Annotated in this window: 14 protein-coding genes; all 14 read left to right on the plus strand. The window is 61.8% G+C overall.

What is annotated here, in order from left to right; genetic code table 11:
- Positions 1-4 precede the first annotated feature (4 nt).
- The 14 genes from A7J50_RS00780 to A7J50_RS00845 all read left to right on the plus strand — a co-directional run bounded on the left by A7J50_RS00780 (position 5) and on the right by A7J50_RS00845 (position 18,457).
- Positions 5-1,519: a TolC family protein gene (locus A7J50_RS00780; protein WP_064450110.1), complete on the plus strand. Its 1,515-nt coding sequence runs from the start codon at positions 5-7 to the stop codon at positions 1,517-1,519.
- Between the two features lie 90 nt (positions 1,520-1,609).
- Positions 1,610-1,855, plus strand: a complete 246-nt coding sequence (locus A7J50_RS00785; RefSeq protein ID WP_064450111.1) for a DUF2789 domain-containing protein — start codon at positions 1,610-1,612, stop codon at positions 1,853-1,855.
- 385 nt (positions 1,856-2,240) lie between these two features.
- Positions 2,241-2,660, plus strand: coding sequence for a MarR family winged helix-turn-helix transcriptional regulator (locus A7J50_RS00790; RefSeq protein WP_064450112.1), 420 nt, complete (start codon positions 2,241-2,243; stop codon positions 2,658-2,660).
- Positions 2,657-4,735, plus strand: coding sequence for an FUSC family protein (locus A7J50_RS00795; RefSeq protein ID WP_064450113.1), 2,079 nt, complete (start codon positions 2,657-2,659; stop codon positions 4,733-4,735). The genes A7J50_RS00790 and A7J50_RS00795 overlap by 4 nt, the downstream gene beginning before the upstream one ends.
- Positions 4,732-4,941, plus strand: a complete 210-nt coding sequence (locus tag A7J50_RS00800) for a DUF1656 domain-containing protein (RefSeq protein ID WP_016969155.1) — start codon at positions 4,732-4,734, stop codon at positions 4,939-4,941. The genes A7J50_RS00795 and A7J50_RS00800 overlap by 4 nt, the downstream gene beginning before the upstream one ends.
- Positions 4,938-5,846, plus strand: a complete 909-nt coding sequence (locus A7J50_RS00805; RefSeq protein WP_064450114.1) for an efflux RND transporter periplasmic adaptor subunit — start codon at positions 4,938-4,940, stop codon at positions 5,844-5,846. Before A7J50_RS00800 ends, A7J50_RS00805 begins: the two co-directional genes overlap by 4 nt.
- Positions 5,843-7,291: an efflux transporter outer membrane subunit gene (locus A7J50_RS00810; protein ID WP_064450115.1), complete on the plus strand. Its 1,449-nt coding sequence runs from the start codon at positions 5,843-5,845 to the stop codon at positions 7,289-7,291. Before A7J50_RS00805 ends, A7J50_RS00810 begins: the two co-directional genes overlap by 4 nt.
- Before the next feature lie 96 nt (positions 7,292-7,387).
- Entirely contained in the window at positions 7,388-8,020 is a 633-nt protein-coding gene (locus tag A7J50_RS00815; RefSeq protein WP_064450116.1) for a hypothetical protein, read from the plus strand.
- A gap of 147 nt (positions 8,021-8,167) precedes the next feature.
- Positions 8,168-9,664 carry a YdgA family protein gene (locus A7J50_RS00820; RefSeq protein ID WP_064450117.1) on the plus strand — a complete coding sequence of 499 codons (1,497 nt, stop codon included), beginning with the start codon at positions 8,168-8,170 and terminating at the stop codon, positions 9,662-9,664.
- A gap of 300 nt (positions 9,665-9,964) precedes the next feature.
- The gene (gene pgaA / locus A7J50_RS00825; RefSeq protein ID WP_064450118.1) at positions 9,965-12,445 is read left to right on the plus strand and encodes a poly-beta-1,6 N-acetyl-D-glucosamine export porin PgaA; all 2,481 of its coding nucleotides are present in this window, start codon (positions 9,965-9,967) and stop codon (positions 12,443-12,445) included.
- A 12-nt stretch (positions 12,446-12,457) separates the two neighbouring features.
- Positions 12,458-14,455 carry a poly-beta-1,6-N-acetyl-D-glucosamine N-deacetylase PgaB gene (pgaB, locus tag A7J50_RS00830; protein ID WP_064450119.1) on the plus strand — a complete coding sequence of 666 codons (1,998 nt, stop codon included), beginning with the start codon at positions 12,458-12,460 and terminating at the stop codon, positions 14,453-14,455.
- Between the two features lie 2 nt (positions 14,456-14,457).
- On the plus strand, positions 14,458-15,798 hold the full coding sequence (gene pgaC / locus A7J50_RS00835) for a poly-beta-1,6-N-acetyl-D-glucosamine synthase (RefSeq protein WP_064450120.1): 1,341 nt from the start codon (positions 14,458-14,460) through the stop codon (positions 15,796-15,798).
- A gap of 2 nt (positions 15,799-15,800) precedes the next feature.
- Entirely contained in the window at positions 15,801-16,283 is a 483-nt protein-coding gene (gene pgaD / locus A7J50_RS00840) for a poly-beta-1,6-N-acetyl-D-glucosamine biosynthesis protein PgaD (RefSeq protein ID WP_064450121.1), read from the plus strand.
- 449 nt (positions 16,284-16,732) lie between these two features.
- Positions 16,733-18,457 (plus strand): ShlB/FhaC/HecB family hemolysin secretion/activation protein, encoded by a 1,725-nt coding sequence (locus A7J50_RS00845; protein WP_064450122.1) that lies wholly within the window; start codon positions 16,733-16,735, stop codon positions 18,455-18,457.
- Positions 18,458-18,468: the final 11 nt, after the last annotated feature.

An 18,468-nucleotide genomic window follows, 5' to 3' on the forward strand; every position in this document is an offset into this window, starting at 1 on the left:
AAGGATGAAAACAGGTCATAAGTTGTTCGGCGCCAGCTTGCTGGCGCTGGCGATCAGCGGTTGTGCGGTCACCAGTGAGCCGATTGAACGCAGTGTCAGTGAGCAGCGAGCCCGCAGCGATCTGCAAGGCATGTACAAGGACCAGGAGCCGTTGAACGGCCCGCTGACGCTGCACCAGGCCATGGCCCGTGCCGTCAAATACAACCTCGAAGGCCGTTTGAAAGTGATGGAAGAGGCCCTGGCCAAACGCCAGTCGGACCTCTCGAGTTTTGACATGCTGCCGCGCATGGCACTCTCGGCGGGTTACGCCGGGCGCAACAACACCAACGCCTCCAGCAGCCAAAGCGTACGCACCGGCACCCAATCCCTGGAACCGTCGACCTCCCAGGATCGCGACCGCCGCGTGGCCGACCTGACCATGGTGTGGAACGTGCTCGACTTCGGCGTCAGCTACATCAGCGCCAAGCAGCAAGGCGACCAGCGACTGATCATCCAGGAACGTCGGCGCAAGGTGATCAACACCATCGTCCAGGACGTGCGCTCGGCCTATTGGCGAGCGGTGGCGGCCGAACGTTTACTGACCCAGATCGACAGCCTGATGGCGCGTGTCGACCAGGCTCAGACCAACAGCCAGAGCATGAGCGAGCAGCGTATCGGCGACCCGGTGCAGGCCCTCGGTTACCAGCGCGCGCTGATCGAAGCCACACGCCAATTGCAGGAACAGCGCCGCGCGTTGTCCCTGGCCAAGACCGAGCTCGCAACCTTGATCAACCTGCCTATGGGCACCGACCTCAAGCTGGCCACGCCGGACAACTACAGCGTGCCCGAGCTTAAGGTCGACCTGGCCAGCCTGGAACAGGAAGCCCTGGCTAACCGCCCGGAATTGCGCGAGCAGGACTACCAGACCCGCATCAGTGCCGCCGAGACCCGCAAAGCCATGCTGCGCCTGTTGCCAGGCCTGGAGTTCTCGGCCGGCGGGCACTACGACAGTAACTCGTTCCTGACCGACAACCGCTGGGCCGACTACGGCGCCAAGATCACCTGGAACCTGTTCAACGTGATTTCCGCACCCGCTGCCATCGACGTTGCCAAGGCCGGTGAGGAAGTCGCCACCGCACGCCGCCAGGCGATGTCCATCGCTGTGCTGGCACAAATCTACGTGGCCAACGCCAACTACCAGGACGCCGTGCGTCAGTTCAAGACCAACGACCAGTTGGCCAACATCGACGGGCAGATCCTCACCCAGCTGCGCAACCGTCATGAAGCGGCTGGCCTCGGCGAACTTGACCTGATCCAGGGCGAACTCAATACGCTGCAGGCCGACCTGCGGCGCGACCTGGCCTACGCCGACCTGCGCAACGCCTACGGCCAGATTTTTGCCAGCGCGGGTCTCGACCCGCTGCCCGAGCAGTTGGATTCCGACCGCGTGCAAGCTATCGCCACGGCGTTGGCGAGCCGCGAATCGGCATGGGCCGCCGGCAACATCACCACGCCTGCGCCGCACGCTGTCGCCAAATAGCCAGGCAGCACTGACGGCGAGCCTCACTCGTCGTCAGTCTGGCTGGCGCGTGGACTAGACTCCTGGGAAACGTCTTCCCAGGAGTTAGCCATGGAATTGCCGGTGCACAGCTTGCCGTCACTGTTCAAACAGCTTGGGCTGCCGGATGACCCGGTCAGTATTGAGAAGTTTGTGGCCGTGCATTCGCCGCTCAAGCCTGATCTGCATCTGGCGGATGCGTTTTTCTGGACGCCCAGCCAGAGCGCGTTTTTACGCGAGGAAATTCTGGACGATGCGGATTGGGCCGAGGTGGTGGATGAGTTGAATGTGTTGTTGCGTAAAGGGCGCGGGCTATAAAAAACCTTTCCCTCCCGGTGGAGGAAATCCAGCGCCGCCTCAATGCTCAGGCCGAACGGCAGGCCGGATGCCAACGCTGATCCAACTGTAGGAGCGGGCTTGCCCGCGATAGCGCAGTGACAGTCGCCATCTGCATTGACTGAACTACCGTCATCGCGGGCAAGCCCGCTCCCACTGGTAGTCGTCGGTGTTGCAGACATCGAAGTCGTGTCGCTGAAAACCCGACGCTCGCGCTCAAACCCGCTTTACTTACCTTCACCTTCTCGCCACCCATCCATAAATTTGTTTCAAAACTTGACGGCTTTGGATGCATCCACCATATTGATAGTTAGCAAACTAACTGTATGCGAACAATCCAGTGCCTCAAACCCTCGAACAACTCCAGATGAACCTCAGCAGCAGCATGGTGGTGGGCGCCCGTAACTGGCGCAAAATCTGCCAGACCACGCTGGTGAGCTACGGTATTTCCGAAGCCTGCGCCGTGCCGCTCTTGATGATCGGCCGCTTGGGCGACGGTGTGCACCAGGTAAAAGTCGCCCAGGCGTCCGGGATGGAAAGCCCGTCGCTGGTGCGCCTGCTCGACCAACTGTGCAGTGGCGGTTACGTGTGCCGTACCGAAGACGTGCACGACCGCCGCGCCAAGGCCTTGAGCCTTACCGAGCGTGGCCGTGAGCTGGTGCAGGCGGTGGAAGTGCAACTGGTTCGGTTGCGTAAGGACGTGTTGGCAGATATCGCCCACGGCGATCTTGAGGCCGCGCTGCGCGTACTGCGCGCGTTTGAAGCGGCTGAGGTTGCAACGCCTTGAACGGATTTTTTGCCGGTTTCCCGCCGGCCCGCGACTGGTTCTATGGTGTGCGTACGTTTGCGGCGTCGATGATCGCCCTGTACATCGCCATGCTCATGCAAATGCCGCGTCCGTATTGGGCGATGGCCACCGTGTATATCGTCTCCAGCCCGTTTGTCGGCCCTACCAGCTCCAAGGCGTTGTATCGCGCTATCGGCACCTTTATGGGCGCCGCAGCGGCGGTGATTTTTGTGCCGATGTTTGTGCAGTCGCCGTATGTGCTGGTGGTGGTGATTGCGTTGTGGACGGGCATTTTGCTGTTCCTGTCCATGCACCTGCGTACCGCGAACAACTACGCGTTGATGTTGGCCGGCTACACCTTGCCGCTGATTGCCTTGCCGGTGGTGGATAACCCGCTGGCGGTGTGGGATGTGGCCGAGGCGCGTACCGAAGAGATTTTCCTCGGCATCGCTGTAGCCGCCGTAGTCGGCGCAATGTTCTGGCCGCGGCGCCTGATGCCGGTGTTTGATGGCTCGGTGGCCAAGTGGTTTGCCGATGCTCAGGTCTATAGCCAGCGCTTTCTGACGCGCAACGTGGCGCCTGAAGAAATCAGCACCTTGCGCGGCGGCATGGTCGCCACCTTCAACACCCTGGAATTGATGATCGGCCAGTTGCCCCACGAGGGCGCGCGGCCGCAGACGGTGCGTAATACCAAGGAACTGCGCGGGCGCATGATTCACCTGCTGCCGGTGATCGATGCCCTGGACGATGCGATCTACGCCATCGAACACCGCGCCCCGGAGTTTCTTGATCAGTTCACACCCTTGCTGCAAGCGGCCAGCGCCTGGCTGGACAGCACCACCGACGAGGCGCCCCTGGAGCGTTGGCGCGTACTGCGTGACAAGATCGACGCCGCCCAACCCCAGGGCGAAGCACTGGACGACCGCCACACGCTGCTGTTTTCCAACGCGCTGTATCGCCTCGGCGAATGGGTCGATCTGTGGCAAGACTGCCGCAGCCTGCAAGCCGCCATCCAGTGCGAAAGCCAGGACACCTGGCGCGCCGTCTACCGCCATTGGCGCCTGGGTCGGCTCAAGCCATTTCTCGATCATGGCCTGATGTTCTATTCAGCGTTTTCCACCGTCACTGCGATCATCGTCGCCTCGGTGCTGTGGATTCTGCTGGGCTGGACCGACGGCGGCAGCGCAGTGATTCTGGCCGCCGTGGCGTGCAGCTTTTTCGCCTCAATGGACGACCCGGCGCCGCAGATCTATCGGTTCTTTTTCTGGACCGCGATGTCGGTGCTGTTCGCCAGCCTGTATCTGTTTCTGGTGCTGCCCAACCTGCACGATTTCCCGATGCTGGTGCTGGCGTTTGCGGTGCCGTTTATCTGCATCGGCACGCTCACGGTGCAGCCGCGGTTTTACTTGGGCATGCTGCTGACGTTGGTCAACACCTCATCGTTCATCAGCATTCAGGGCGCCTACGACGCGGACTTCCTGAACTTCGCCAACGTCAACCTGGCGGGGCCGGTGGGCCTGTTGTTTGCCTTTGTGTGGACGCTGATCGCACGGCCGTTCGGCGCCGAACTGGCGGCCAAGCGCCTGACCCGTTTCAGCTGGCGCGACATTGTCAGCCTGACCGAGCCCGCAACCCTGGCCGAGCACCGGCACATGGCCGTGCAAATGCTTGACCGCCTGATGCAGCACCTGCCGCGCCTGGCCCTCATCGGCCAGGACACCGGCAGTGCCCTGCGCGATTTGCGTGTGGCGCTGAACCTGCTCGACCTGTTGGCCTATTCGCCACGCATCTACGGCGTGCCACGGGTGTTGCTCAACCAGGTGGTCGAAGGCGTCGGCGGTTACTTCAAGGCCTGCCTCAAGGCCGGTGAACGCTTGCCCGCGCCCGGTGGTCTGCTGATGACCCTCGACCGCACACGCCGCGCCCTCAATGGCCAGGGCCTGCAAAATGAAGAAGACACCCGCCTGCATCTGTTGCACGCATTGGCTGGCCTGCGCTTGTCGTTGCTGCCTGGCGTGGAATTTATTGACGGCACCGAGCGGGAAGCGCCGTTACCTGATGGAGCGCCTTTATGATCGGTGATCTGGATATCAGCGGGGTGTTCCTGCCCACGCTGTTGGTGCTGATGGGCATTACGTATGTGTTGTTTCTGGTGGTGCACGGGCTGTTGACGCGCATTCACTTCTATCGCCTGGTCTGGCACCGGGCATTGTTCAATGTGGGGCTCTACGCGCTGTTGCTGGGCGCGGTGGACTCACTCAGTCGATACCTGATGACATGAAAAAACCTTTTTTGACCATCGGCCGTGTCGTCCTCACGCTGTTGATCGTGACGTTCGCGGTCGTCGTTGTGTGGCGCATGGTCATGTACTACATGTTTGCGCCATGGACCCGTGACGGGCATATCCGTGCCGACATTGTGCAGATCGCCCCGGACGTCTCCGGGTTGATCCAGCAGGTGGACGTGCGCGATAACCAGTTGGTAGCCAAGGGCCAAGTGCTGTTCGCCGTTGACCAGGACCGCTTCAAGCTGGCCCTGCGCCAAGCCCAGGCCGCCGTGGCTGACCGCCAGGAAACGCTGGCCCAGGCCCAGCGTGAGAACAAACGTAACCGTGGCCTCGGCAATTTGGTGCCGAGTGAGCAACTGGAGGAAAGCCAGTCCCGCGTGGCCCGCGCCCAATCGGCCCTGGCCGAGGCGCAAGTGACCGTGGACGCCGCCCAGCTCAACCTCGACCGCTCGGTGATCCGCAGCCCCGTCGACGGCTACGTCAACGACCGTGCGCCGCGTGCGCAGGAGTTCGTCACGGCCGGGCGCCCGGTGCTCTCGGTGGTGGACAGCAATTCCTTCCACATCGACGGCTATTTCGAAGAGACCAAGCTCGACGGCATTCACGTGGGTATGCCGGTGGATATCCGCGTGATCGGCGACAATACCCGCCTGCAGGGCCATGTGCAGAGCATCGTTGCCGGTATTGAAGACCGTGACCGCACCAGCGGCTCCAACCTGCTGCCCAACGTCAACCCGGCGTTCAGTTGGGTGCGCCTGGCCCAGCGGATTCCGGTGCGGATCGCCTTTGATGATGTACCGGCGGACTTTCGCATGATCGCCGGGCGCACGGCCACGGTGTCGATCATCGATGACCGGAGCGCTGCCAAAGACCGCGCGCAGCAGGGAGAACAACCATGAAACCGGCGGCGTTGCTGGCCACGGCCAGCTTGGGTGTGCTGCTGTCGGCGTGCCAGGTGGTAGGCCCGGACTACAAATTGCCGCAAACCTCGGCGATCAACCGGGGCGACCTGCAAGGGCAGATTGCGGGCGAAGGCAGCAACGTCGTGTCGGCCCCGGTGCCGGCTGACTGGTGGAAACTGTACAAAGACCCGCGCCTGGATGAGCTGGTGCGCCAGGCCATGGCCTCCAACACCGACCTGCGCGTGGCCGCTGCCAACCTGCAACGCGCACGCTACCAGACGCAACAGGCTGAATCCGCCGGTGGTTGGAGCGCCGGGGTCAAGGCCGAAGCCCAGCGCCTGCAGGAATCCGGTGAAGCCTTTTTGCTGACGGAAAAAGTCCCGGTAGGGAATATCGGCAGCGTTGGTATCAGCACCTCGTATCAGTTCGATCTGTTCGGCACCTTGCAACGCGGCATTGAAAGCGCCCAGGCCAGCGCCGACGCGGCGCAGGCGGCTGCCGATGTCGCGCGAATCACCCTGGTGGCAGACGTGGTGCGGTCCTACACCCAAGTGTGCGCAGCCAACGAAGAGCTGGCGATTGCCAACCAATCCCTCGACCTGCAAGGTCAGAGCACCAAGCTGACCCAACGCCTGCGCGACGCCGGGCGTGGTGATGAAACCCAGGTGACCCGCTCGCAGACCCAATACAAATCCTTGCGCGCCGATATGCCGCGCTATGAAGCGTCGCGCCAGGCGGGCTTGTTCCGCTTGTCGATGCTGCTCGCCAAGCCGGTGAACCAACTACCGGCAGGCACCAACACCTGCGCCGAGCTGCCGCACATCGCCCAACTGCTGCCGGTGGGCGACGGTGCCGCGTTGCTCAAACGCCGCCCGGACGTGCGCCAGGCCGAACGCCAACTCGCCGCCGCCACTGCGCGTATCGGCGTGGCCACCGGCGCGTTGTACCCGGACATCAGCATTGGGGCCACGGTAGGCACCGTCGGTCTTCTCGATGACCTGGGCACGCCGGCCACTAACCGTTGGGGCTTTGGCCCGCTGATCAGTTGGTCAGTGCCGACCAACGGTGCCCGTGCGCGTATTCACGAAGCTGAAGCCGCGACCCAGGGCGCCCTGGCGCACTTCGACGGGGTGGTGCTCAACGCCATCCGCGAAACCCAGACCGGCCTTGCGCAATACACCGCGCAGTTGCAACGCCGCGATGCGCTGGCCGATGCCGGTGAGTCCGCCAAAGAGGCATCGGAGCAGACGCACCGCTTCTTCCAGGCCGGCCGCGCGTCCTTCCTGGCCGACCTGCAAGCCACCCGCACCTACACGGATGTACGCGCGCAGCTGGCGGCGGCGAACACCCAGGTTGCCATGAGCCAGATCGATCTATTCCTGGCGTTGGGCGGTGGTTGGGAAAGCGGACGAACGCAAGCGTCACAATCCGGCAAACCCTGAGCTAAAAGCTATGCTTTGACAGGTGAGTCGCCATGCGCTTCGCATGAGGGCCGACTTACCTGTCACTGCTCGCGTTTGCTCATGGGGATTCCAATAATGAAAAACCCTTATGCTCCCGCTTTTTGGTGCGTGTTCTTCGCACTGGTGCTGTTATCGGCCGCCTATTTCTACGGCGTCATGCTCGCCCACCAAATCGACAAGGCCATGGTCTTTCTCGACAGTGCCTGCCTGGTGATCGGCACGTTGTCCATTGGTGTGGTGGCGTGGGCGTCTTATCAAAATCAACGGGTGAAGAAGAAGCTGCTTGAGCAAGGCAAGACCCGTGTGGCGATCTGGGACACCAAGGTTGCGCTACGCCGCGTTGAAACCGTGTTCGACCGTTATTTCTGGGGCAGCTATTGGCAGCCCGGCCGTACTTTCCAGGAGGTCATGGGCGAACTGACCGGCACCCCCCTGGAAAAAAGCCTCGAAGCACTGAAAAAACAATGCGTGCTGCTCGACCAGCAGGTCGCTGATGGCAGGCATTGGCTGAATAACGCACGGGAATTGTCCGATGTGGCCAACGCCATGGCCCGCGAACGTTACCAGTTGGACTTCTGCGACCCCAAGGCCGACACCCCCGGCAATGCCGTCATACACCGCGAGTTTGAGGTGTTGGTGTACACCTGGACCGCCCGGTTGAAGAGTTTCGATCACCAACTCGATGAAGTCGAATTGGAGTACTCGTGAACCAACTACTGACCTGACCCCTCTGAAAAGCTGGGCCGTTCGCGGTCGCCAGTGCTAATCTTCCCCCCGTTTCGGCGGGCTTGAGCCAACCCCCTCGGGGTTCAAGGAAGACAGCCCACTTCTCACAGGATTTGATCAGGTCACTTCATGAATAAGCCAGCAGTTGTTCTTTTGGGTTTTGTTGTCGCCGTCGGCGTCGTCAGTGCAGGCGGCGCCTGGTACACCGGTAAGCAGCTGGAGCCGGTGCTGCAAACCGCGATCCAGAACGCCAACAAGGAACTGCAGACCTCCATGGCCGGCGTCGATGGCACCGTGAACCTGGAGCTGGTCTCCCTGGATCGTGGCCTGTTCAGCAGCACCGCCCATTACCGTCTCAAGGGCCAAGGCAGCGTCTTCGGCGAAGAAAACCCGAACCCTGAGCTGCTGTTTGTCGACCATATCGAACACGGCCCGCTGCCGTTTTCCCGCCTGGTGTCGCTGAAATGGTTGCCGGTCATGGCCACCAGTCACTACGCGCTGGAAAAAAACGCCACCGCCGAAAAGTGGTTCGCCGCCAGCAAAGACGTGTCGCCGCTCAAAGGCGTGGCCAATATCGGCTACAACCGTTCGGTCAACGGCAACGTCGAGTTGCTGCCTCTGGAGTTCAAGGACGACAAGTCCTCGGTGAGTTTCTCCGGCGCCAACCTGGACTTCGACAGCACCGCCGAGGGCCAGAAGGTCAAGGCCGACGGCTACATGAACAGCCTCAAGGTCGCCGCAATCGATGCCAACGGTGCGCCGTTTGAAGCCGAACTGGCTGGCCTGACCGTGGCCAGTAAGCTGGAAAAATCCACTTTCGGTTTTTACACCGGGCAAAACACCGTTGAGCTGACCGACACCAAGGTCACCTTCGGCCCGCAGAAAGCGGTGCTGACCCTCAAGGGCTTCGAGCAAAAAGACACCAGCCAGACCAAGGACAACAACCTGGCCGGCCGTGTCGACTACAAAATCGACGAAATTGGTTACCAGGGTAAACCTGTCGGCTCGGCGGCCATGGCCTTGAGCATGAAGAACGTCGACATCCCGGCGATGTTGGTGCTGACCAAGCTTTACCAGGACAAGATGCAACCGGTGCAAGCCGCTGCCGCTGCCGGCCAGCCCGTGCCTGAGCTGCAACTGACCGAAGCCGAGCAGACCCTGGCAGAGGCGAATGTCAACCAGGTGCTGGCCGCCAAGCCGCAACTGGCGGTGGAAAACCTGTCGCTGAAAACCACCCATGGCGAAAGCAAATTCAACCTGGTGCTGGACCTGACCAAGCCTGCGTCCATGGAACTGCCGCCGGTTGAGCTGGGCAAACAAGTTATCGCCATGCTGGACGCCAACCTGACCCTGTCCAAGCCAATGGTTGGTGATGTTGCCGCCCTGCAGGCCGAAGTGGGCGGTGTGACCGACCCTAAAGCCATCGAGCAGCAATCGCAGATGGCTGCCGAGATGGTCAGCGGCATGGCGGTCGGCACGCAACTGGCGACCCTGGTGGGCACCGACGTGGTCTCCAAACTGCACTACGCCAACAATGAAGTGATGTTCAACGGCCAGAAGATGACCGTTGAGCAATTCATTGGTTTTGTCATGGCCAAAATGGGTGCGGTCAGCGGCGCGCAGTAAGATTTCTTACATCAGTAAGAAATAAATAATGTGGGGGCGGAAGGGCTCGCGACAGGGGTCAAACGACCGGCGTTGATGCCGGTTGACACCTTATCGTCGCGGGCAAGTCCGCCCCCACATTCATATTTCCGGCAGGCCCTGCAATTCTGAACAATTGTTCTGAATTGGCCTTCTGCCTACGTTCCTAAGGGATAGTTCCTATAGGAAAGCTAGGCCGGGTCACTAGACGTCGGCACCCTGATGCGTTTTGCTCAGGACCACCTATCGTTACAGCTTTCCTTGTGTAAGGAAGCTCACGATATGCTGCGAAACCTACCCATCAGTGCTTCAGGCCGGTTGCGACTGCTCATCGGGGCCGCCTTGTGCAGCCAACTGCTGATGCCCAGCCTCGCGTTGGCCGACCCGGCCTACGATGCCCTGATCATCCAGGCGCGTAACGGCAACTTCACGCCCGCCCTTACCCAATTGCGCCAACTGCCTGCCGAACGCCAGACACCCGGCCAGATCAGTGATCACCTGGTGATTGCCGGTTGGGCCGGTCAAGACACTGAAGTGCTCAAGGTGTACGAGGCTCAGGGCAAAAATCGTAACCTCACCACCCAAGCCCTGGCCACGGTCGCGCGCACGTATCGCAATCAAAAGCAGTGGCCGCAGGCCTTGGCGGTCTATCAGCAGGCATTGCTGCGTGAACCGAAAAATATCGACCTGCAACTGGGCCAGGCCCTGACCCAGGCCGACGGTGGTCAAGCTACCGAGGCGGTGCAACGCTTGCGCGCGCTGGTGGCGGCGCAACCCGATGATCCGAACCGCCGCATGGCCCTGGGCTATGCACTGACGCGCGCGGGCTTGAACTACGACGCGCTGTTCGAATTCGACCAAGCCTTCATCCGCGCCGGTGATAAGCCCGAAGTGGTCCGCGAATACATCGTCGCCCTGCAAAAGGCTCGCTTGCCGGAGCCCGCTCTGCGCCTGTCGGCCAAACATCCGGGCGTGCTGGACGCGGTCACCCAGCGCCGCCTGGAAGGCGACCTCGCCGCCGAGCGTGTGCGTATGGCCGAGTTCGCCACGCGTACCGAAAAAGAACGCTACGTGGTCGCCGACCGCGCCCTCAACGATTACGACAAACTGCTCGCGCGCTGGACCCCGGACGCCAGCGCCCATGACGACGTGGTGCGCTGGCGCATCGACCGCCTGGGCGCCCTCAAGGCGCGGGCACGCACCGCCGATGTGATACGCGAGTACGAAACCCTCACTGGTGAAGGCGTGCAATTGCCGACCTACGCCGTGCGTTGGGTCGCCGCGTCTTACCTCGACCAGCGCCAGCCGGAAAAAGCCGAGCCGTTGTATCGCAGTGTGCTGACTGCGCCGGATGCCGACCCTGGCGATCACGTCGAAGACAGCACCGCGTTGTTCTACGCCCTGCTCGAAAGCGACAAAGTGATGGAAGCGCGCGACGTCGCCAACAGCCTGGCCACCACTCAGAAACCTCGCGTCGAACTCAAGGGCTTGCCCATCGGCAACCCCAACGACAGTTGGATGGACGCGCAACAGCTGGCGGCCCAGGCCGGCACCTACGGAGGTGACCTGCCGGGCAGTGAAACCGGCCTTGAGGCACTGGTGCAAAAAGCCCCGGGTAACGTCGGCCTGCGCCTGGCCCAGGCTGACATGTATCGCGCCCGTGATTGGCCGCGCCGGGCCGAAGGCGCCCTCAAGGAAACCGAAACCCAGGTCCCGCGTGATATCGGCCTGGAAGTGTCCCAGGCCTACACCGCCATGGACCTTCAGGAATGGCGCCAAATGGACGCGCTGACCGATGACGTGCTGGCCCGCAACCCGGACAGCCGCCAGGTTCAGCGCCTCAGCCGTCTGCGCGATGTGCACGACATGGCTGAACTGCGCGTTGAGGCCTACACCGGTAAAAGCTATGGCGGGGGCAATAACGGCGACGTCGGCGCGGTCGCCGGTAGCCGTGATTGGGGCATCGAAAGCGTGCTCTACAGCCCGCCCATCGACGAAGACTGGCGGGTCTTCGCCGGAGCCGGTTATGCCACCGCCGACTTTACCGAAGGTACCGGCCAGCACCGCTGGCAGCGCGTCGGCGTGGAGCAGCGTACCCGCGACATGACCCTGCAAGCCGAAGTCTCCAACCATTCCTACGGCTATGGCTCCAAACAAGGCGCAAGCGTGTCGATTGCCCGCGATATCAACGACAACTGGCAGTACGGCGGCAGCCTCGGCTACCTCCTGGCCAGCACGCCGCTGCGGGCCTTGAATGCCGATGTCACGGCCAACGGCGGCAGCGGGTTTATCCGCTGGCGTGCGAATGAAAGCCGCGAATGGAAACTGTCCCTCAGCCCGTCCCGTTTCAGCGACGGCAACAACCGGCTCGAAGCGTTGCTGACCGGGCGCGAGGGCATCTACAGCTCGCCGCACGTGCAAGTGGACTTGGGCCTGGAGGTCGGTGCCAGCCGCAACTCGAAGGAAGACGTGGTGTATTTCAACCCGAAATCGGACTTCAGCGTGTTGCCCACCGTCACGGTCAACCATGTGCTCTATCACCGCTACGAGACCCAGTGGAGTCAGCAGTTCCAGGTCGGTGCAGGTACGTACAGCCAGCGGGATTATTCCACCGGTGGCGTTGGTTTGATCGGCTACGGCCAACGCGTTCGCTGGAACGACGTACTCGAAGCCGGCGCCAACCTGAGCCTGATCAGCCGACCTTACGACGGCGTTCGCGAACGCGATCTGCGCCTGCTCGTCGACCTCATTTACCGTTTCTAAAAGAGCCTGACCATGACTGTCCTCAGCCGTTGCTTGTTGGTCCTGGGTGTATTGCTGGCCGGTGCCTGCGCCCAGCAACCCGCGCCCTATACTCCCCCCGCCGAGCGGCCGATACCGGCACGCGAAGCGCCGTGGCCGAAAAACCACTTCCTGGGCATCGCCTACCACGACGTCGAAGATCGCGACCCTGATCAGGCCGTGGTGGCGGTGCGCACCGAGCGTTTGATCGACCAGTTGGCCTGGCTGCGCGAAAACGGTTACCAGGCGGTCAGTGTCGACCAGATCCTGGCGGCACGCAGTGGCGGGCGTGAGCTGCCGCCCAAAGCCATCATGCTCAGCTTCGACGATGGTTACTCAAGCTTCTATACCCGTGTGATGCCGATTTTGCGTGCCTATAACTGGCCGGTAATCCTGGCGCCGGTCGGGTATTGGATCGACACGCCCTTGAACAAACCGGTGGATTTTGCCGGCACGCCGCGCGCCCGTTCCGACTTCCTGACCTGGGAGCAAGTGCGCGAAGTTTCCAAATCGAACCTGGTGGAAATCGCCGCCCATACCGACGCCAGCCACATGGGCATTCTGGCCAACCCGCAGGGCAACCTGGAGCCGGCCGCCGCGACACGTCGATACGATGCCGCCACCGGCAAATACGAAACCGAAGCCCAGTTCCAGGCGCGGATGCGCGCCGACGTAACCGCCATTTCCAACAAACTGCGGGCCGTCACCGGCAAGGCTCCGCGCGTGTGGGTGTGGCCTTACGGCGCGGCCGATGGCACTTCGTTGGCCGTGGTGGGTGAACAGGGCTACCAGATGGCTTTGACCCTGGACGATGGCCTCGACGACCTCGCCAACCTCAAGAGCAGCCCGCGTTTCCTGGTGGCATCCGACCCGGATGGCGAGCACTACGCCAATGCGATTGTCGGCACCCAGGCCAAGACCTCGATGCGCGTGCTGCACGTCGACCTGGATAATGTCTATGACCCCGACCCGGCCCAAGAGGCGCGCAACCTCGACCAGTTGATCCAGCGCGTAGTCGACATGGGCGCCAGCACCGTGTTCCTGCAAGCCTTCGCCGACCCCAAGGGCGATGGCCTGGTGCACTCGCTGTACTTCCCCAACCGCCACCTGCCGGTGCGCCGCGACCTGTTCAACCGCGTGACCTGGCAACTGCGCACCCGTGGCCACGTGAACATCTTCGCCTGGATGCCGGTGCTGAGCTTTGCCCTCGACCCGGCGTTGCCACGCGTTACCCGTTGGGACCCGCAGACCGGCCAGGTCGGCATCGACCCCGACCAGTACAAGCGCCTGTCACCGTTTGATCCCAAGGTGCGCCAGCAGATCGGTGAGATCTACGAAGACCTGGCGCGCAACACCGCCATCGATGGCGTGCTGTTCCACGACGACGCACTCTTCTCGGACTTCGAAGACGCAAGCCCGGCCGCGCTCAAAGCCTATGCCGCCAACGGCCTGCCGAGCAGCATTGGCGCATTGCGCGCCGAGCCGGCCGTGATGCAGCGCTGGACACGCTTCAAGAGCCGCTACCTGATCGACTTCACCCAGGAGCTGGCCGGTAAAGTCCGCGCCATTCGCGGGCCGCAGGTGCAGACCGCGCGCAACATCTTCGCCGAGCCGATGCTCAACCCTGGCAGCGAAGCCTGGTTCGCGCAGAACCTCGATGACTTCCTCCAGACCTACGACTGGACCGCGCCGATGGCCATGCCGCTGATGGAAGGCGAGACGCTGAAGAACTCCAATGCCTGGCTGGAAAAGCTGGTGGCCACGGTCAAGGCACGTCCCGACGCCTTGCAGCGCACCGTGTTCGAATTGCAAGCCAAAGACTGGCGGACCAAAGAGGCGCCCGATATCAGCGGCGCGCAGATGGCTGAATGGATGGGGGTGCTCAAACGCCAGGGGGTCAGGAGCTTTGGCTACTACCCGGATAACTTCCTGGAAAACTCACCGGACCTGAAGACAGTACGTCCGGCCCTTTCCAACCAATGGAACCCTTGACCATGTTCGACAGAATCCTGGCTTTATTCGTGTTGGCGTTGGTGTTGGGCGTGCCCCTTGGCCTGATTTTCCTGGTCACCGGGCAGTTCCTGATGGACTTCGTGTTTTTCTACCCGTTGTTCATGTCGGCACTGTGGATCGCCGGCGGCCTGTATTTCTGGCTGCACTGGGAGCGTCACTGGCCGTGGAAGGAAGACACGCCAGCACCAACCCTGGCCGGCAACCCGCTGATCTCGATCATCATCCCTTGCTACAACGAGGGCGATAACGCCGCCGACACCATTCATGCGGCCCTGAACCAGCTGTACCCGAATATCGAAGTCATCGCCGTCAACGACGGCTCCAAGGACAACACCGCCGCGGTGCTCGACGCCCTGGCCTTGCAACACCCACGCCTGCGGGTGCTACACCTGGCGCAGAACCAGGGCAAGGCGGTGGCCCTGCGCATGGGCGCCGTGGCCGCGCGCAGTGAGTACCTGGTGTGCATCGACGGCGATGCCTTGCTCGATAAAAACGCGGCGGCGTATATGGTCGCGCCGATGCTCGACAACCCGCGCCTGGGCGCCGTGACCGGCAACCCACGCATCCGCACGCGCTCAACCTTGATCGGCCGGGTGCAGGTGGGCGAGTTCTCTTCGATCATCGGTTTGATCAAGCGTACCCAGCGCGTGTTCGGCCGGATCTTCACGGTGTCCGGTGTGGTGGTGGCGTTTCGCAAGAAAGCCCTGGACCGCATCGACTACTGGAGCACCGACATGATCACCGAGGACATCGATGTCAGTTGGAAGCTGCAACTCGACCACTGGGCGATCTTCTACGAGCCCCGCGCCCTGTGCTGGATCCTGATGCCCGAAACCGTCGGCGGCCTGTGGAAACAACGCCTGCGCTGGGCCCAGGGCGGTGCCGAGGTGCTGTTCAAGAACATCCGTGGCATCTGGCAATGGCGCCATCGCTACCTGTGGCCGCTGCTGTTCGAATACTGCCTGTCCACCGGTTGGGCCTTCACCTTCCTGCTCTCGGTGATTTTCTGGGGCGTGGGCAAATTCGTGGTGCTGCCACAGGCGATCGCCGTCGACTCCCTGGTGCCACCGGCCTTTACCGGCCTGGTGCTGGCGATGGTCTGCCTGTTGCAGTTTGCGGTGAGCATCCTGATCGACCGGCGCTATGAGAAAGACCTGTGGAAAAGCCTGTTCTGGACCGTGTGGTACCCGATGGTGTTCTGGCTGATCAGCCTGCTCACCACCCTGGTCAGCTTTCCCAAGGTGCTGTTTAACCAGCATCAGAAGCGTGCGCGTTGGGTCAGCCCGGATCGCGGCATCAAACCCAGTGAAGAGGAGGCGTGATCATGAAACTGGTCAGAACTCGCCAGAACACCCTGATGTGGATCATCGATGTGCTGCTCACGCTATTGGCGTGGGGCGGGCTGGTTTGGCTGTTGGCGCGCGGGATTACTGCGATGCTGGAAACCCATGGCGGCCCACGCATTGAAGCGCCGATTTTTGCCGCGCTCAACACCTTGCAGATCTACCTGTGGATCGCCTTGTTCAATGCGTTGATCCTGATCAGTTGGGCGCGCTATCAACAACGTCGCGGGCGCAAGTTCGCCCAGCGTCGCGCCGAGGCCAATGCGCTCAGCGACAAGAGCCTGAGTGAAAGTTTCAACCTGGGCGACGGCCACCTGGAGCAGTTTCGCAAGCCGGGTGTGCTGGTGATCCACAATGACGAAGACGGCGGTGTGGAGGACGTGAAGGCCCATGTTTCGCGCGACGTGGAGCGCCCGGGCCTGAGCCTGGTGCCCGGCGCAGAAAAAGACAAAGGCGCGGGCTAGAAATTCCAAAGCACCCAAGACCCATGTGGGAGCTGGCTTGCCTGCGATAGCGGTGGGCCAACAACCAGTAAATACCTGACACGCCGCCATCGCAGGCAAGCCAGCTCCCACATTCCGCCGGCGTCGCTTGGAATTCCGATAAATGGGATCCAATTCACAAAACTCCCGCGAACTTTTCTGTATTCCCCCGCACTAAGCTAACTCGGAAAGCAGTTGATGGCTAAATAATGGCCGCTTGTCACTTCTTTGCCGAATGACTATCAAAACAGTTGCCGCTTGTCGGAATAAAAAGTTTCAACGACAGGCTCAAGCTCTTTTTGATAATTCTTTATTGTTATTAATCAAAGTGTTGCCTAACTAATGTTGGCGAATGTGCAACTGTCCCAGTTTCTTGGGCCGGCGCGAGTTCGATGTTAGTTTGCCGCCCCTTGATTTTCGATGGATCGAACATGTCTTTGTTATTGCCACGGACTCGGTATTTGCTGTGCACTTTCCTGCTCACCTGCTTGAGCCTGAACACTGCCACGGCCGCTCCCACGCCAGGGGATCAGGACTTGATCCGCGACCGGCAAAACCGTCTGCTCGAAGAGCAAAGCCGTCGCCTGCAAGAACTGCAGGACTTGCCCGGCAAAGAGGCCAAGCCCCAGGCACCGGCCACGCCTGCCGACACCCGTTGCTTCCCGATCAAGGACATCGAACTCAAAGGCGCCGACAGCCTGCCCGCCGGCGACCGTACGCTCTTGCTCAAACCCTATGTCGGCCAATGCCTGGGCGTCTCGCAGCTCAATGAACTGCTCAAGGTCATCACCGACTATTACATCGCCAAAGGTCGCGTCACCAGCCGCGCCTACTTGCCGCAACAAGACCTCGGCAGCGGCCACCTGCAAGTGCTGGTGGTCGAGGGCAAACTCGAAGCGTTGCGCAGCGCCGAAGGCAGCACCGTGACCGACCGCGAACTGGCCATGGCGTTTCCCGGCAAGGTTGGTGAGGCGCTGAACCTGCGTGAAGTCGAGCAACTGGTGGACCAGCTCAACCGCCTGCCGTCCAAGCAAGCGCAAATGGAACTGACCCCCGGCAGCCAGGTTGGCGGCAGCGACGTGGTGGTCAAGAACACCCCACAGAAGCCTTGGCGCGCCAGCCTGTCGCGCAATAACGACGGGCAACGCAGCACCGGCGAACAGCAATGGGGCGCGGGCCTGGAGTGGGACAGCCCGCTCGGCCTGGCCGACCAACTGGTGCTGCGCGGCGGCCACGACGCCATCAGCGACCACCAGAAAACCTCGAAAAACACCATGCTCTACTACAACGTGCCGTGGGGCTGGTGGAACTTCACGTACACCTACAGCGAGAGCGATTACCGCGCCCTCGGCCAGACCGACACCTTCAAGTTCAAACAGTCGGGCGACAACCAGAACCACCAACTGCGCGCCGAACGCGTGATCCACCGCGATGACGTCAGCAAGACCTCGGTCAACGTGGGTGTGGCTCACCTGCGCACCAACAACTACGTCAACGACGCCCACCTCGAAGTCAGCAGTAATCGCATCAGCGAACTACAGTTTGGCATCAACCACGGCCGGCGCATCGGCAGTGCTTTCGTCAACGTCGACCTGGGTGTGCAGAACGGCATCGGCGCCTTTGACGCTCAGCGTGACGACCAGCATCGCGATCAGTACGGCAACCTCACGCCTACCCCGGATTACCGCAAATACACCGCCACCGTCAGCTATTTGCAGCCGTTTCGTCTGTGGGGCGAGTCGTTCAGCTTCACCAGCCTGGCCACCGGGCAACGCAGTGAAGACGTGCTGTTCTCGCCGCAACGCATCAGCCTTGGCGGCTCGTCGTCGGTACGCGGTTTCAAGGATCAGCAGCTGTCCGGCGACAGCGGTGGCTACTGGCGCAATGAAGTGCGCTGGGCCCGCCCGGTCACCCTGGAATGGCTGCGCCCGGCCTTCGCCGAATACGGCACCAGCCTCGGTTACGACCAGGGCGTGATCCGCAACGACCGTTACAACGGCGACAACCACGGCCGCGTCTCGAGCAACTCCGTGGAACTGTTCGCCCGTGGCAAATACGTCAGCACCAGCGTGACATTTGCCCACTCGTTAGAAAGACCGGGAGTCGTGACGGAGCGCGAAGCGCCGATCTACTTCCGCATGGATTTCTTCCTGTAATTCAACGCCCA

The sequence above is a fragment of the Pseudomonas antarctica genome (genome assembly GCF_001647715.1).
In the GTDB taxonomy this organism is placed as follows: Bacteria; Pseudomonadota; Gammaproteobacteria; order Pseudomonadales; family Pseudomonadaceae; genus Aquipseudomonas; species Aquipseudomonas antarctica_A.

What these genes read in the sequence shown, in the direction of transcription:
- A7J50_RS00780 (WP_064450110.1), top strand. Translation starts at nt 5, where the DNA reads ATGAAAACAGGTCATAAGTTGTTCGGCGCCAGCTTGCTGGCGCTGGCG.
- A7J50_RS00785 (WP_064450111.1), top strand. Translation starts at nt 1,610, where the DNA reads ATGGAATTGCCGGTGCACAGCTTGCCGTCACTGTTCAAACAGCTTGGG.
- A7J50_RS00790 (WP_064450112.1), top strand. Translation starts at nt 2,241, where the DNA reads ATGAACCTCAGCAGCAGCATGGTGGTGGGCGCCCGTAACTGGCGCAAA.
- A7J50_RS00800 (WP_016969155.1), top strand. Translation starts at nt 4,732, where the DNA reads ATGATCGGTGATCTGGATATCAGCGGGGTGTTCCTGCCCACGCTGTTG.
- A7J50_RS00805 (WP_064450114.1), top strand. Translation starts at nt 4,938, where the DNA reads ATGAAAAAACCTTTTTTGACCATCGGCCGTGTCGTCCTCACGCTGTTG.
- A7J50_RS00810 (WP_064450115.1), top strand. Translation starts at nt 5,843, where the DNA reads ATGAAACCGGCGGCGTTGCTGGCCACGGCCAGCTTGGGTGTGCTGCTG.
- A7J50_RS00815 (WP_064450116.1), top strand. Translation starts at nt 7,388, where the DNA reads ATGAAAAACCCTTATGCTCCCGCTTTTTGGTGCGTGTTCTTCGCACTG.
- A7J50_RS00820 (WP_064450117.1), top strand. Translation starts at nt 8,168, where the DNA reads ATGAATAAGCCAGCAGTTGTTCTTTTGGGTTTTGTTGTCGCCGTCGGC.
- pgaA (WP_064450118.1), top strand. Translation starts at nt 9,965, where the DNA reads ATGCTGCGAAACCTACCCATCAGTGCTTCAGGCCGGTTGCGACTGCTC.
- pgaB (WP_064450119.1), top strand. Translation starts at nt 12,458, where the DNA reads ATGACTGTCCTCAGCCGTTGCTTGTTGGTCCTGGGTGTATTGCTGGCC.
- pgaC (WP_064450120.1), top strand. Translation starts at nt 14,458, where the DNA reads ATGTTCGACAGAATCCTGGCTTTATTCGTGTTGGCGTTGGTGTTGGGC.
- pgaD (WP_064450121.1), top strand. Translation starts at nt 15,801, where the DNA reads ATGAAACTGGTCAGAACTCGCCAGAACACCCTGATGTGGATCATCGAT.
- A7J50_RS00845 (WP_064450122.1), top strand. Translation starts at nt 16,733, where the DNA reads ATGTCTTTGTTATTGCCACGGACTCGGTATTTGCTGTGCACTTTCCTG.